Source organism: Streptomyces sp. NPDC088915 (assembly GCF_044749825.1).
In the GTDB taxonomy this organism is placed as follows: Bacteria; Actinomycetota; Actinomycetes; order Streptomycetales; family Streptomycetaceae; genus Streptomyces.
In genome coordinates, this window is sequence record NZ_JBIVIR010000002.1 from 658,895 (window position 1) to 673,775 (window position 14,881).

The 14,881-nt window shown below is 63.5% G+C and carries 15 protein-coding genes and 2 pseudogenes; 6 read left to right on the forward strand and 11 right to left on the reverse strand.

The features are described from left to right. Positions 1-12: 12 nt before the first annotated feature. From ACIP5O_RS06530 to ACIP5O_RS06575, 10 genes and pseudogenes are all read right to left on the reverse strand, one after another. Positions 13-429 carry a hypothetical protein gene (locus ACIP5O_RS06530; protein WP_401289281.1) on the reverse strand — a complete coding sequence of 139 codons (417 nt, stop codon included), beginning with the start codon at positions 427-429 and terminating at the stop codon, positions 13-15. Further along, entirely contained in the window at positions 429-638 is a 210-nt protein-coding gene (locus ACIP5O_RS06535; RefSeq protein ID WP_148002459.1) for an excisionase family DNA-binding protein, read from the reverse strand. Before ACIP5O_RS06535 ends, ACIP5O_RS06530 begins: the two co-directional genes overlap by 1 nt. Then, positions 635-2,032: pseudogene (gene repSA, locus ACIP5O_RS06540) on the reverse strand (replication initiator protein RepSA). Before repSA ends, ACIP5O_RS06535 begins: the two are co-directional and overlap by 4 nt. Before the next feature lie 88 nt (positions 2,033-2,120). Further along, positions 2,121-2,447, reverse strand: coding sequence for a SpdD-like protein (locus tag ACIP5O_RS06545; RefSeq protein WP_401289283.1), 327 nt, complete (start codon positions 2,445-2,447; stop codon positions 2,121-2,123). 11 nt (positions 2,448-2,458) lie between these two features. Next, a complete protein-coding gene (locus ACIP5O_RS06550) occupies positions 2,459-2,617 on the reverse strand; it encodes a hypothetical protein (protein ID WP_401289285.1) in 159 nt (52 codons plus the stop codon). Between the two features lie 19 nt (positions 2,618-2,636). Next, positions 2,637-2,840 carry a mobile element transfer protein gene (locus ACIP5O_RS06555; protein ID WP_401289288.1) on the reverse strand — a complete coding sequence of 68 codons (204 nt, stop codon included), beginning with the start codon at positions 2,838-2,840 and terminating at the stop codon, positions 2,637-2,639. A gap of 12 nt (positions 2,841-2,852) precedes the next feature. Then, positions 2,853-3,535 (reverse strand): annotated as a pseudogene (locus ACIP5O_RS06560) (DUF2637 domain-containing protein). Positions 3,536-3,618: 83 nt separating this feature from the next. Further along, positions 3,619-4,974, reverse strand: a complete 1,356-nt coding sequence (locus tag ACIP5O_RS06565) for an FtsK/SpoIIIE domain-containing protein (protein ID WP_401289290.1) — start codon at positions 4,972-4,974, stop codon at positions 3,619-3,621. 3 nt (positions 4,975-4,977) lie between these two features. After that, on the reverse strand, positions 4,978-5,283 hold the full coding sequence (locus ACIP5O_RS06570) for a hypothetical protein (protein WP_401289292.1): 306 nt from the start codon (positions 5,281-5,283) through the stop codon (positions 4,978-4,980). A 177-nt stretch (positions 5,284-5,460) separates the two neighbouring features. Then, a complete protein-coding gene (locus tag ACIP5O_RS06575) occupies positions 5,461-6,258 on the reverse strand; it encodes a GntR family transcriptional regulator (RefSeq protein WP_401289295.1) in 798 nt (265 codons plus the stop codon). Here ACIP5O_RS06575 and ACIP5O_RS06580 point away from each other — a divergent pair, their 5' ends adjacent. From ACIP5O_RS06580 to ACIP5O_RS06605, 6 genes are all read left to right on the forward strand, one after another. After that, positions 6,259-6,726, forward strand: a complete 468-nt coding sequence (locus ACIP5O_RS06580) for an NUDIX hydrolase (RefSeq protein WP_401289298.1) — start codon at positions 6,259-6,261, stop codon at positions 6,724-6,726. Positions 6,727-6,746: 20 nt separating this feature from the next. Further along, entirely contained in the window at positions 6,747-6,953 is a 207-nt protein-coding gene (locus ACIP5O_RS06585; RefSeq protein ID WP_401289300.1) for an e9imm peptide, read from the forward strand. A gap of 635 nt (positions 6,954-7,588) precedes the next feature. Further along, on the forward strand, positions 7,589-9,169 hold the full coding sequence (locus tag ACIP5O_RS06590) for a type I restriction-modification system subunit M (RefSeq protein ID WP_401289303.1): 1,581 nt from the start codon (positions 7,589-7,591) through the stop codon (positions 9,167-9,169). After that, a complete protein-coding gene (locus ACIP5O_RS06595; RefSeq protein ID WP_401289305.1) occupies positions 9,162-9,962 on the forward strand; it encodes a hypothetical protein in 801 nt (266 codons plus the stop codon). The genes ACIP5O_RS06590 and ACIP5O_RS06595 overlap by 8 nt, the downstream gene beginning before the upstream one ends. Then, on the forward strand, positions 9,959-11,194 hold the full coding sequence (locus ACIP5O_RS06600; protein ID WP_401289308.1) for a restriction endonuclease subunit S: 1,236 nt from the start codon (positions 9,959-9,961) through the stop codon (positions 11,192-11,194). Before ACIP5O_RS06595 ends, ACIP5O_RS06600 begins: the two co-directional genes overlap by 4 nt. After that, positions 11,191-14,349: a type I restriction endonuclease subunit R gene (locus ACIP5O_RS06605; RefSeq protein WP_401289311.1), complete on the forward strand. Its 3,159-nt coding sequence runs from the start codon at positions 11,191-11,193 to the stop codon at positions 14,347-14,349. The genes ACIP5O_RS06600 and ACIP5O_RS06605 overlap by 4 nt, the downstream gene beginning before the upstream one ends. A gap of 326 nt (positions 14,350-14,675) precedes the next feature. Here the strand turns inward: ACIP5O_RS06605 and ACIP5O_RS06610 are convergent. After that, positions 14,676-14,881: transposase (locus ACIP5O_RS06610; protein WP_401289314.1), on the reverse strand; the 206-nt coding region annotated here is incomplete at its 5' end.

Sequence of the window (14,881 nt, forward strand, 5' to 3'; positions counted from 1 at the left end):
GGCGCGGAGGATCTAGTAGGCCTTGGCGACCGTCGGTTCACCGACACCCGACTCCAGGAGGTCGGCACGCCAGCGACGGATCTGGGGTGTAGTGATCTCACTCAGGACCACGCCCGCGAAGGTCGGCAGGATGTGGAGGCGCAGTGCGCTGCCGTTGCGTTCGCAGGTGGTCGCCGCGTAATCGCGATCCTTGAACCAGGCGTCGGCGTACACCCCGAAGAGGACCTTGTCGTCAGGGTTCTTCCATTTGCCGTCGAGGATCTCCGCTTCCTTGCGGACGAGCCATCGATCGGCATCGGTCTGCGAGGCGAATGTCTCGGGCGCGGATCGCGTCAGCCCGTCGGGCCCTTGATAGCGAGCCTGAAAACGCCCTGAGGGCAGCTTCCGCACTGCACCGAAGCGGCGACGCTTACCCTTGCTGTTCGCCATCAGGCCACTGCCGCGAATCGCCGACGAGTGGTGATCGGCTGGACGGTGTGGGCAACGACGAATTCCTCCAAGGCCCGCTCAGGAATGCGGACATGCCGCCCCACCTTGACGAAGGCGATCCGGCGCTCGGCGATGAGCCGACGCGGAAACCTCTCGGTGGTGCCGAGGAGCTCGGCGGCCTGGCCCACGGTCAGCAGTCGGTCGGTCATGCGCTTGCTCCCTCCAGGGCGAGTTGGTCGCGTAGGGCTTCGCGGGCGGTCTCACGGTTGAGCTGGATGCCTCGGGCGATGGAGGCGGCGAGGGCAGCCTCGCCGGGGGAGTGGCCCTGGCCGGCGTAGGACCAGGAGGTGAGGACGAGGACGGTGTCCGGCTCGATGTCGTCGAGGCCGCGGGCGGTGCGCTCCTGGGCGGCGCGGTAGTCGGCTCGGGTCTGGCGGAGCTCGCCGAGGGTGGTGGAGTAGGCGCGGGACTTGGTGGAGAAGTGGCCCCGGAAGCCGAGCATGTGGGCCCAGGCGAGGAGGCGGCGGTCCGGGTAGAGCAGATCGAGGTCGAAGCAGGCTTCGACCAGGCGCCGAGTGTGGTCGGGGACGCCGAGGAGGACCAGGGCCTCACGGTTGCCGATGCGGCGGTCGAGGCTGCCGGTCGTCTCCGCGGCCTTGGTGGCGTACTTGGCGATGTAGGAGGCGACGGCCTGTTCCGTGATGTCGGAGCCGTCGCCGAATGCCTTCACGGGCCGGATGTCGAGCTGGGTGCCCCAGCGGAGATGGCGGCCGGGCTGATCGCCAGCGGCGGGGACGGCGACGGTCGTGTACGCGTGGGTGGCGGCGGCGCGGATGGCATCGGTGAGGCGCTCGGTGGTCGCCTACGACGGCGGTGGTGAGCCGGGGCCGTCCGGGCCGTCGATGCGGACGACGGCGTGGAAGTGGACGGCGCCGCGCTTCTGGAACTCGGCGACCTTCCCGTACGAGATCCGGACGACCGCCTTGAGTTCCCGCTGCGAGAGGCTGGCCCCGGCGGCGATCTCTCGGCGGAGGCGGTTCGTGAACCGCTGCCAGAGCTGCCCGGCGTGGTTGTTGAAGAGGACGGCGGCGGCGTAGTCGTACAACTCGGGGTCGAGCGGCGTGCCGAGGGCGGCGTCCTCCTCAGCGTGACGGACGCCGCAGCGACAGGGCCGGGTGCCGGGGCGATTGTGGACCGGTCCGAAGGACGGAGCGGTGAGGGTTAGGAACACGCGGGGTGATCGCGGACCGTGGCGGGGATGTCCCGGACGCTGTCTCCGGCGAGGCCGGCGCGGATGAGGTGAATACGTATCGCCCGCGTACGTCCACGCGCAGGCGGGGCAGCGGGAGGCGCGGCGGTTGCCGCAGGCGATGCGGAGCCTTGCGCCCGGCTCGGTGTCGGTGGAGTACCGGTGGAGGGTCTCCCCGGTGGTCTTGTCCCGGGTGAGGGTCCAGCCCTGGAGGTGGATGGGGTGGGAGCAGCCGCCGGTGCGGTGGATCTGCTCCTTCCAGCGGGCGAAGCCGGAGGATGCGGCCACCCGGAGCATGTCGCCCAGGGCGGCGGTGTCGAATCCCGCCGACGAGGCGGCTGGGACGGTCATCATGGAGTGCTTCCTTCTGGTTCTGCGAGCTGGGCAGGAGCGGGGTTTCCGGGCGGCGGAGACTTGGCGGTTGAGCCGTCCGGAGGCCCGACTAGCGGCGCCGCCGCTGGCCGTTGAGGAGCGAGCGCAGGACGACGGCGTACACGGCGACCGAGGCGGCGCTGATGGCGACGGCGAGGAGCATAGAGACCAGGACCGTGCCGACGACGAGGACGGCTCCGACGCCGCCAGCGACGACGACAGCCAGGCCGGCTGGGGTGAGGCGCATAGCGGAAGACGGCGCCGGGGCGTGGTGGTGGTTGCAGGGCGCCATGTCGGCGGTGTGATGGGGCGCGATGTCAGCGGTGACGGACGGCTGGACGAGCGGGGTGACGATGCCGGTCGGAAGCGGGTTGACTGGGATGCGCGGCTGGAACATGACGGTTCTCCCTACTCGTTGATCGTGCTGTCGATGAGCGGTGCGAGGACGCTGTCGGCGAGGAGGAAGCCGCCGAGGAGGATCACGGCGACGAGCCACCAGGGCGGGCGGATGAGCTTGATGCCGAGGCCGCCGACGACGATCAGGGCGAGCCAGAGCGGGACGTCCATGACGGGGTCTCCTTCGAGGTCAGCGGGGCTTGCAGCGGGGCTTGCAGCGGTGCGTGCGGGCAGCGAGCTGGGCGGCCGAGGAGCTGGAGTACTCCGCGGACCAGCCGCAGCCGTCGGCCGTGCACACCGCGGCGCACTTGGTGCGGCCGTGACGGTCGCGGTGGGTGCCGATCTGCACCGGACCGATCCGCATCACTGAGTGGAAGTGATCGCGAGGGGGCATGAGGGTCTCCCTTCAGGCGAGCTGGGCTGCGATGGCGTTGGCCATCAGGGGCGGGACGCCGAGGGTGTCGGTGTCGATCGGGTAGCCAGTACGGGCGCGGTAGTCGTCGGCCACCTTCCGGGCGTGAGCGACGAGCGCCGGAGGTACGGCCACGGGGGCGAGTTCGGGCTCCGGGACTGGCTCCGGTTCCGGGGAGGGGAGGGCCGGGGCGGGGCGCTCTCGGGCTCCGGCTCGACCACGTCATTCCGCTCGATGACCGCTTCTACGGCTGAGGGTTGCTCGGTGTCCATGTCGGATTCGGCAGGCTTGGCGACCGCCGGATGTCCAGGGGAGTGGACAAGAAGCGTCCCGCCGAGGAACGCGAGGGCAGGCCAGCCCGCGACGAGGATGCGCAGCCAGGCGGGGACGTGGCCGAGGTCGAGGAGCCCGGCGGTGGCGACGTTCGCACCGAGCGACGCGGCCAGGGCGACCATGAACCACGTCCAGGCGGAGCGGGCAGGTTCACCGGCGGCCCGCGAGGTCCGCAGCCGATGCCAGGCGGCGACGAGCAGGAGGTCCACGGAGACCGGGTAGGCCCAAGCCTTCCAACCGGACTGCCCGGCAGCCGCAGCCAGGTCGTGGAGATGAGCGAAGGACAGAGCGCCGGCGATCACGGCTTGTACGAGGACGGCGTCCGGGCGGCGGAGGGGACGCATCGGAGGGTCCTCCTTCCGGTTTCGGGCATGGGCGGGGTAGGCATCTGGCGTGAAGCGGTCACGCCGCCGTGGAGCGAGGGGATTCAGGCGATCGCAGGAGCCGTGACGGTTGAGGGCGCCGCGGCTTTGCCCAGGGGCGGCAGGACGGGCCGGAAGGCGTCCAGCGCGGGAATCTCGGGCGTTCGGTGAGCATGGGAGTTCGCGATGTTCACGGCCCGCCGGAGCGTGAGGTGAGGAGTGCGGATGCGGACCCACTCACCGGAGGAGTCGCCGGCGACGGCGGTGCCGGGCCGGTCGGTGCGGATCTGGACCGTGGCGAGGACGGCGTCCGGGGCGATGTCGCCGAAGGCCATGTTGGCGGAGGTCTCGTCGTTGACGCGGTGAGCGGTCCGGCCGGTGAGCTGGGCGCGAAGCATGGTGATGCCTTTACCAAGCTCGGAGCCGAAGCGCTGCCCGCAGACCTCCAGGTAGATGCCAGCGGCGCGGCCGAGTTGGGCGAGCCGGACGAGGGAGGTGATGATCCGATCCCGCCGCTTCTCCTCCTCTTTCGTGGTGAAGAGGGCGAGTTCGGCGACCTCATCGACCAGGAGCACGATCGGCGTCGGTCGCAGGTGATCGGGCAGGTCCCAGATGTCAGCGGTGATCTCCGCATCCGGTAGGTCTGCACTCAATCTCTGCTCGCGTCGGATCAGTTGGTAGACGTCCTCCATGTGCTCGACGAGGGCGTCGAGGAGGTCGGCGGCGGCATCAGGGTCGTCGGCCAAGGCGGTGAACCGACGTGCCAGCGGAGCGAGTTCCACTCCCTGCTTGCAGTCGATCCCGACCAAGGCGACGTCCAGAGAAGCGAGCGCTGCGACAAGGTTGCGCTGATAGACGGACTTTCCGGACTGGGTGGCGCCGACGTTCAGCGCGTGCGGGGTCTGGCGGTAGTCGCGGTAGTAGACCTCCCCGTCTTCCCGCATGGCGACCGGAACCCGCATCGCCCCACCACGGGACGCCGCGGGCATCTGCACCCGCTTGAGGACGTCGTACCCGGTCATCCGCAGCTCGACGACACCCGAGCGGATCTCTCGGGCGGTGACGTTCTGCATGACGAACGAGTGCCGGAGCCGGTCTGAGGCAGCGGAGAAGTCGAACGCGTCCTGACCAGGCCGCAGCTTCACCCGCAGTACGAGCCCGGTACGTGTCGGCCGCAGCCGCAGGATCCGGGGTGCCCGCGATTCGGGGATGGGCCGACCGGTCATCCGGGCCAGCGCCAGGCGCCAGCGCGAGGGCGGAACGGTCAGCCCACACGCGTCCATGACCGACGCGTACCGGGCGAGGATCCGCACCACGGCGAAGACGACGCCGAAGCTCATCCAGTACCAGGCCGGACGCTGCCACCGCAGCAGCAGGGAGGCCGTGGCGACCAGCGCGAGGGTGACCGTTAAGGCGGTCATGGGTCAGCCGACCTTCGCGGTGGCGAGCGAGGTGACGGCGACGGCACGGAAGCTGATGCCGTGCCGCTTCTGACCGTTGAACTCGTTCTCCCACGGCCGGGCGACGACGCCGGTCAGGGCGACCGGGGTGCCCATGGACAGCTCCTCGGAGATGCCGGTCTTGGGAACGGTCAGGTTCAGGATCTCGGCGTTGCCGTCCATGACGAACATGACGTCGACCGTCATCAGCGGCGCACCGGTGTCCCGGTCGGTGGCGATCTCGCCGGTCTGGCGGTTGGCGATCTTCGGGGCCGGGGGCTGGGCCACCATCACTATCGCGGCGGAGGTGTCGACGGGGATCTAACGCACAGTGGATCACTCCTCTATAGAGGTTAGACTCCGTCACTCCTGCATAGGAGTGACATGAAGAAGAGTGCCTCACTCCTGTACATGAGTCAAACCGCCACCAAAAGAAACCGCAGCGGGTTGAGGGGAGTTGAACGAGCGTCAGTCGGTCGCGGGGATCCGGTACTGGAAGACGAACTGGTCAGCGGCCATGAGGGTGTCGCAGACCTCCACGACCCGCCCCTTGGTGGTCACAGCGTCCCGCACCAGCTGAATCACGGGGGCGCCGGGACTCAGCGCGAGCTCGGACACCTCTGCCTTCGCGGCCGGCCGAGCCTGAAGGGTCTCCACGAACTCGGCGAAGGTGTGGCCGTGGTCTTCGAGCCGGGCGTAGATGCCGCCGGGTCCCGGGTTCTCGGCGAACAGCTCGGGGATGTCCTTCACGACGTCCCACGGCAGGTAAGACGAGGCGGTCTCGACGGGAGTCCCGTTCCGGAAATACAGCCGGCGCCGCGCGAGCACCTGAGTCCCCATGTCGACACCGAGCCGTTCGGCGATGTCCGCGGGTGCTTCCATGGGTCCGATGTAGAGGACGCTCACCTTGGCCGTGGCGCCGGACTGCTCGGACTCGGCGAGGTAGGCAGCCTTACCGCCCCGCCGGTGAGAAGCGCGGAACCGATCCGAAGACCGAAGCCGTACGGGAGGCCGGTCCTTCACAATCGAGCCCTTACCGTGCCGGGTCTCGACGAGCCCGCTGGCCCGCACCTCCACCATGGCCTTACGGATGGTCCCGCCGGCGACCCCGTACCGCTCGACGAGCTCGGACTCACTGGGCACCATGTCGCCGGCCTTCAGTACGCCGGACCGGATCTGCTGGACAATCTCGTCCGCGATCTGCACGTACCGAGGCACGGCTCTGCCAGCTCCTGCTGGAGTTCCCACAGTCCTACCCACTCTCATATGCTCCTGTACATGAGTAACGGGAGCGCGGGAACAAAGTCAACGCCACTCCACTCGGTGTCCGTGGCCGGAGCGGTAGTGCGCGAAGACGGCCGCCTCCTGGCCATCCGCCGAGCGGACAACGGCACATGGGAACTCCCAGGCGGAGTACTCGAACTCACCGAAGCCCCGGAAGCGGGCGTAGCCCGCGAGGTCCTGGAGGAGACGGGCATCCACGTCGAGGTGGACGAGCTCACGGGCGTATACAAGAACACCACCCGCGGCATCGTCGCCCTGGTCTTCCGCTGCAAGCCCTCCGGTGGCACCGAGCGAACCTCAGACGAGTCGACCGCGGTCGACTGGCTCACGCCGGCTGAGGTCGAGGAGCGCATGGCCGAGGTCTACGCGATCCGCCTCTTGGACGCCTTGGACGACAATGGCCCCCACGTCCGCAGTCACGACGGCCGCCAGCTGATCACGCACAAGTGACCATGCAACCGTCACCGCGGATGACCCGCGAGGAAGCGATCCTTCTCGTTGAACGCCTCATGAACCCAGAGACGCCAGAGGAAGAGTCTTCCCAGATCCTGGCCGCTCTTGAACGGGGCCTGTCCTGCCCGCGCATCAGCGACTACGTCTTCTGGGACCCCGACACTGATCTGACGCCTGAGAAGGTCGTCGACAGGGCCGTGGCCTACAAGCCGATCGCCCTCTGAGGGCAGCGCGGTAAGACTTTCTCTACTTCATCAAGGCGGCTCGCTCCGCTCCCCGCGCGCGGCCCGGGCGCCGGCCGGCCCTGCGCTCCTGTCTCCGCCCCGCTCCAGCCTGGCCGGCGCCCGTGCCGCGCTCATGGCAATCAGCCGCCTGATGCCAGAGAAGGGGTACGTCGTAGCTGGGGCGGTCGGCTCCACGGCTTTACGGAGCCACTTGGCGCGAGCCTCGAAGATCATGGCCCCAACGTCGTGCTTTACCGGGCAGGTCCACAGACTGCCCGACGCGCCGGAAGCTTACGGGGGCATGATCACTCGCGCCAGAGCAGCGCCACCCCAAAGCTGCTCCCACCGACCTCCCAAGTTCCCTGCGGCTCCGCTGCCGGAAGCTTAGAATCTCCTGATCCAGGGATTTGGATCAAGAACTTTGCCAGTAGAATTGTGCAGATTTTCAGTCGAAACGATCCGACGGTAGACGGGCTTTAATGTGACGAAGCGGGATGAAACGGAAATGTAAATACCTGACTGATCGTCCTATTGGTTTTATATTCTTCAAATGAATTCAGAATGAGAGTGAGTATGAGAAGCGACTGCCGCGGGGCTTCTTCGATCGACCGATGCATCGCTGGAGGTGTTTTCTGATGGCTCCTCAGGGGAAGGAAGCTCAGCGTGCAGAACTACACAAGACCATTTGGCGTATCGCCAACGACCTGCGTGGAAGCGTCGACGGCTGGGACTTCAAGAGCTATGTGCTCGGAATGCTGTTCTACCGCTTCATCTCCGAAAACCTGACCGCCTACCTAAACAAGCTGGAGCAAGAGGCGGGCGACAGAGACTTTGACTACACCAAGCTCAGCGACGAGAATGCCGAGTTCGGGCGCAAGGACACAGTGGATGAGAAGGGCTTCTACATCCTGCCGAGCGAGTTGTTCGCGAACGTCCGAAAGCGCGCTGCTGGCGACGAGAATCTGAACGAGACACTGGCACGCGTCTTCAACCGCATCGAGGGCTCGGCATTGGGCACCGATAGCGAGGACGCCCTGAAGGGGCTGTTCGACGACCTAGACGTCAACAGCGCCAAGCTTGGTCCCACGGTCGCCAAGCGGAACGAGAAGCTGGTGAAGCTGCTCGATGCCATCGGCGACCTGAACCTAGGCGACTTCAACGACCACGCCATCGACTCGTTTGGCGATGCCTACGAGTACCTGATGACCATGTACGCCAGCAACGCTGGCAAGTCTGGTGGTGAGTTCTTCACCCCGCAGGAGGTTAGCGAGCTGCTGGCGCGCATCACGGTGGTCGGCAAGAAGTCGGTCAACAAGGTCTACGACCCGGCCGTCGGCTCAGGCTCGCTGCTGCTGAAATTCGCCAAGGTGTTGGGCAAGGACAACGTCCGCCAGGGCTTCTTTGGCCAGGAGATCAACCTGACCACCTACAACCTGGCGCGCATCAACATGTTTCTGCATGACATTAACTACGAGAAGTTCGACTTGGCGCACGGCGACACGCTCACCGACCCGCAGCACTGGGACGACGAGCCGTTCGAGGCGATCGTCAGCAATCCGCCGTACTCCATCAAGTGGGACGGCGTCGCCAACCCGCTGCTCATCAACGACCCGCGCTACTCGCCGGCGGGCGTGCTAGCGCCAAAGAGTAAGGCTGACTTGGCCTTCACCATGCACATTCTGTCGTGGCTGGCGGTCGACGGCACGGCTGCCATCGTTCAGTTCCCCGGCGCACTATACCGCGGCGGCACCGAGCAGAAGATTCGCAAATACCTGGTGGACAATAACTACGTCGACGCAGTCATCGAGCTGCCGCCCGACCTGTTCTTCGGCACCACCATCACCACCTGCATCCTCATCCTAAAGAAGTCGAAGAAAGACAACTCCGTCCTGTTCATCGATGCTTCGGCCGAGTTTAAGCGCCGGAGCAGCAAGAACAAGCTGCTGCCCGAAAATCAACAGAAGATCCTCGACGCCTTCACCGCCCGCGAGGACGCCGACCACTTCTCCAAACTCGTCCCGAACGATGACATCGCGACCAACAGCTACAACCTCACAGTGTCGTCGTACGTGGAGGAAGAGAACACTACCGAGGCGATTGACATCAAGGAACTGAACGAGCGAATCGCGGGCATCGTGAAGCGCCAGGCGGAGCTGCGCACGCAGATTGATGCGATCGTGACCGACCTGGAAGCGGGGGGAAATGCGCTTGTCTGACCTCCTCTCAAAGGCTCCGCAGCCCACAGCAACAAGAGTTGAAGGTTTCCTTGGCGACCGCGAGTTGCAGTGGGGCAAACACAAGAAGATCAAAGTCGGCAAGGTATTCCGCAATTTCCATTGCAAGCCATGCGACGACCAGCGCACCTTCGAGTCTGGTGACGAGCTCTACTGTCTGGGTCTCGACAAGCACGCGGTCAGTATCGATGCCACCCTGAGGTGTACGGCGTGTCAGTCGTCGGTAGCCGCATGGTTCCTGATTGCAAGCAAAGACGAAATCTCTGGATTCGCCCCGGAGGTGCGAATCGAACGCTACACAGAGAACCTGCGAGATCGTGCTGAGCGCATAGGCAAGGATCCTGGCCAGTTTGCCGACCTGATCAAGCGTGCTCAAGTGGCGTATGATGCCGAACTCGGCGCTGGAGCAACGGTCTATCTGCGCTGGATTCTTGAATCGATTACCTACCACGTCGCCAATATTGCCGGCATCCCTACCACGGGGAAGAACAACGGACGAGTTCCATTCAGGGATCTCCTCGAGCGAGTGAACGAGGAGCGGCGCATCATCCCACAGCGCTTCTCCAGTAACGGGTACAAGTTGTTTGGTGAGCTGAGCGAGATCATCCACGGCAACTCGACCGAAGAGGAAGCGCTCAAGAAATTCGAGCCGTGTCTTCAGCTCGTGCTCGGGATAGTCGAAGAGGTCAATCGCGACAATGTCTTTGCCAAAGCCATTGATGAGCTTGGATGGGGCTCCGCCAATATTGACGAGATTGCAGGAGATGCCTCATGAGTCGGATTGACGACCTGATCCAGGGACTGAGCCCTGGCGGGATTGAGTTCAAGACCCTCGGAGATGTCGGTACGTTCATCCGTGGCAACGGGCTCCAGAAGAGTGACCTCACCGATGAGGGCTTCCCAGCGATCCACTACGGCCAAGTGCACACGTACTACGGCACTTGGGCGACCGAGACGATCTCCTTCACCTCACCTGGCTTCGCCGCGAAGCTCCGTAAGGCAGAACCCGGTGATCTAGTCATCGCTACGACAAGTGAGGATGACCAGGCGGTCGGCAAGGCAGTCGCTTGGCTCGGTGAAGCGGCGACGGCCGTCAGTGGCGACGCATTCATTTATCACCACTCGCTCGATCCGAAGTACGTCTCATATTTCTTCCAATCTGAACAGTTTCAAGGTCAGAAGATGCGTAGCATCACTGGGGCAAAGGTGCGCCGCATCTCCGGGGATAGTCTGGCTAAGATTAGAATTCCCGTCCCGCCCGTCGAAGTACAGCGCGAGATCGTTCGTGTGCTTGACTCATTTAGCGTGCTGGAAGTGGAGCTGCAAGCAGAGCTACAAGCAGAGCTGGAAGCTCGGCGGCAGCAGTATTCCTACTATCGCGATTTCTTCATGACGTTCGGCGACGAAGTCAAGTGGCTACCAATGGGCAAGGTCACAACAATCGTCCGGGGATCCTCGCCTCGCCCTATTCAGTCGTTCCTCACTGATAAAGATGAAGGAGTTCCCTGGATCAGGATCGGAGACGTTCCAGCTGGCGGAAAGTACATCACGGCGACGGCACAGCGCGTTACAACGGAAGGCGCTGCGAAGTCTCGGATGGTTCATCCAGGCGACTTCGTGCTGTCAAATTCGATGAGTTTCGGGCGCCCATATATTTCGAAGATCGAGGGTGCGATTCACGACGGTTGGCTAGCAATTAGCGACTTCAGCGAGTCCTTCCTGCCCGACTTCCTTTACCATATGCTGCGTTCTGCACCGATCCAGCGAGAATTTGCGCGACGAGCTGGGTCGAGCACGGTCTCAAATCTGAACGCAGACATCGTGCGAGCAGTTCCGATTCCCGTCCCGACCATGGGCGCTCAGAGACGAATTGTCGCGATCCTGGACAATTTTGAGAAGCTGGTGAACAGCCTCGTCGATGATCTCCCTGCCGAGCTGGATGCTCGCCGCACGCAGTATGAGTGCTACCGCGACAGGCTGCTGACCTTCAAGGAGGCAGCGGTATGAGCGAGCCGTCGTCGAAGCACTACGAACCGATTGCCGTTAGTTCGGAGAGCACGGTCGTTGCCGAGTTCCCTCCCGACGAGGCCGCCGCGACTGCTTATCAGTCGGAGGCCGCCCTGGAGCGGGAGTTCATCAGACTGCTGGAGTCGCAGGCCTACGAGTACCTGGCCATTACGTCGGAGACCGAGCTGGTCGCCAACCTGCGTACGCAGCTGGAGGCGCTGAACGGCATCACCTTTAGCGATACCGAGTGGGAGTCGTTCTACAGCGAAAAGATTGCCGGGACGAACGAGGGCATCGTGGAGAAGACGGTGCGCATCCAGGAGGACTACATCCAAATCCTCCGACGCGACGATGGCACCACTAAGAACGTCTCACTCATTGACAAGAAGAACGTCCACAACAACTGCCTGCAGGTGATCAACCAGTACGAAATTGGTGCTGTCGAGGGTGGCGCGGTGCATGCCAACCGCTACGACGTGACAGTGCTGGTGAACGGCCTGCCGTTGGTGCACATCGAGCTGAAGCGGCGCGGGGTGGACATCCGCGAGGCATTCAACCAGATCAACCGCTACCAGCGCGACAGCTTCTGGGCGGGCTCGGGGCTGTTCGAGTACGTGCAGCTGTTCGTAATCAGCAACGGCACGTTGACCAAGTACTACAGCAACACGACTCGGCGCCAGCACCTGTCGGAGCATGCATCCTCGAAGAAGGCCAAGAGGACCTCCAACTCGTTTGAGTTCACCTCATGGTGGGCGGATGCCACCAACCGGCCGATCCAAGACCTGACCAGCTTCACCAAGACCTTCTTCGCTAAGCGCTCACTGCTGAACGTGGTGACGAAGTACTGCGTGCTGACGACCGACCGGATGCTGCTGGTGATGCGGCCGTACCAGATCGTGGCGGCCGAGCGAGTCATTCAGAAGATCGAGATTTCCACCAACTACAAGGAGCTCGGCTCGGTGGCAGCCGGCGGATACGTGTGGCACACCACCGGCTCTGGCAAAACGTTGACGTCTTTCAAGACAGCGCAGCTCGCCTCTCGCCTGGCTGACGTCGACAAGGTGCTGTTCGTGGTCGATCGCAAGGACCTCGACTACCAAACGATGCGCGAGTACGACCGCTTCGAGAAGGGTGCAGCCAACTCGAATACCTCGACGGCGGTGTTGAAGCGGCAGCTGGAAGACCCGAGCGCGCGGATCATCATCACGACGATCCAAAAGCTCAGCACGTTCATCAACGCCAACAAGGATCACGCCATCTACGACGGTCATGTGGTCTTGATCTTCGACGAGTGTCACCGCTCGCAGTTCGGCGACATGCACACCGCAATCACCAAGACGTTCAAGCGGTACAACATCTTCGGCTTCACCGGCACCCCGATCTTCGCTGTCAACTCCGGCAGCGGCGGTAATCCGAAACTGCGCACCACACCGCAGGCCTTCGGGTGCTACCTCCACGGCGATCCGAGGAACTGCCCACCGCAGGATCACCAGATGGCGATCCACACCTACACGATTGTGGATGCCATCAACGACAGGAACGTCTTGCCGTTCCGCATCGACTACGTCAACACCATCCAGCTGCCAGATGGGCTGACGGACAAGCAGGTGTCCGCCATAGACACCGAGCGTGCACTGCTCGACACCGAGCGGCTGCGACAGGTGGTGGCCTACACGCTGGAGCACTTCGACCAAAAGACCAAGCGCTCCCACGGCTACGACTACTCGGTGGTCGCCAATGTCGCTGACGTGATCGGCAGCCGCAACAAGGTGGCCGAGCTGAAGCAGGCCAGCCGCATGAAGGGCTTCAACGCCATCTTCGCCACCGCCTCGATCGAGGCTGCAAAGCGTTACTACCTGGAGTTCAAGAAGCAGCAGGCCGTGCTCGTCCCCGACCGCCGGCTGAAGGTCGCCACGATCTTCTCCTACGCCGCGAACGAGGACGTGAGCGACGACTACCTCAACGAAGAGGGCTTCGAAACCAGCTCGCTCGACCAGCCTTCGCGCGACTTCCTCGAAGAGGCGATCAAGGACTACAACGCGCTGTTCGGTACCAGCTACGACACCAGCGCTGACAAGTTCCAGAACTACTACAAGGACTTGTCGCTGCGGTTGAAGAACCGAGAGATCGACTTGGCGATCGTGGTCAACATGTTCCTGACCGGCTTCGACGCCACCACGCTTAACACCCTGTTCGTGGACAAGCGGCTGGTCAACCATGGTCTAATCCAGGCCTACTCGCGCACTAACCGCATTCTGAACTCGGTCAAGGCCTACGGCAGCATTGTCTCCTTCCGCGATCTCGAGCATGAAACAAACGATGCTATCGCCCTGTTCGGCAACAAAGACGCTCGTGGCATCGTGCTGCTCAAGCCGTATGCCGAGTACTACGGCGAGTACAGCGAGCGCGCACACGAGCTGGTGGAGAAGTTCCCGCTGAATGAGAGGATCGTCGGCGAGGCAGCGCAGAAGGAGTTCATCGCCCTACTCGGCGCCATTCTACGGCTGCAGAACATCCTGACATCCTTCGACGACTTCGTGGGCAACGAGATCATCACCGAGCGCCAGATGCAGGACTACCGCAGTATCTACCTGAACCTCTACGCCGACTTCCGTAAGGACAGCGAGGCCGAGAAGGAGGCGATCAACGACGATGTGGTCTTCGAGATCGAGCTGATCAAACAGGTTGAGATTAACGTCGACTACATCCTGATGCTTGTCGCCAAGTGGCGTGAGGCGCGCGGCAACGGCTCCGACAAGGATATGGATGCCCTCATGGACATCCAGCGTTCCGTCGACTCCAGCCCGACTCTGCGCAACAAGAAGGACCTCATCATGGACTTCGTTGACCGCGTGTCGGCCAGCGGTGAGATTGATGAAGAGTGGCGTACCTACGTGGACACCCAGCGCACCACCGAGCTTGACGCGATCATCAGCGACGAACGTCTGAAGCCCGAACAGACGAAAAGCTTCATCGATCAGGCCTTCCGCGACGGCGCCGTCCCCGTCACTGGCACGGCTATCACCAGGATTCTGCCGCCAACCTCCCGCTTCTCGGCAGCCGGAGGTCACGGCGAGAAGAAGCAGCGCGTTCTAGCCCGCTTGATTGAGTTCTTCGAGCGGTTCTTTGGGCTGAGTGCGGGAGGTGGAGAGTGACTTCCACTCTCTCAGAAAGGTTGCTTCCCTGACGCTCGTTGGCGACAACTTGATTGAAAATCCTGAAGACGACGCGCTTGAACGCGCCGACCTAGCGAGAAAATTTACGGATCACATCCTCGACTTCGATGGGAGTAAAGGTCTTGACCTAGGAATAGAGCTCACGGCCCTGACTCGACGGCTGCTCAGGTGGTCTTCGACTCGACATGACTGCATTGCGGCATGACTCTTTCACGCGGCCCCGGATCGCTACCTTTAGGGCACGCTCCCTAAGGGCTGTCCCGTAAATGATCTACGGTGTGCTGGTTGATCAGCCCGTCTCTCCGTTACCCGGCCAGGGCGAGGTTGTGCAGGCGGGCGATGCCGAGCATGGCGTGGTGAACGCCGTCACTTTTCAGGCGGCAGTCGCGGAGGATCTTCCAGCTCTTCATTCGGGCGAAGACGTGCTCCACGCGGGCGCGGACCTTGCGGTGGGAGGCGTTGTGTTCCTCTTTCCAGTCCGGGAGTTCGGCCTGGCCGCGCTCGCGGCGGT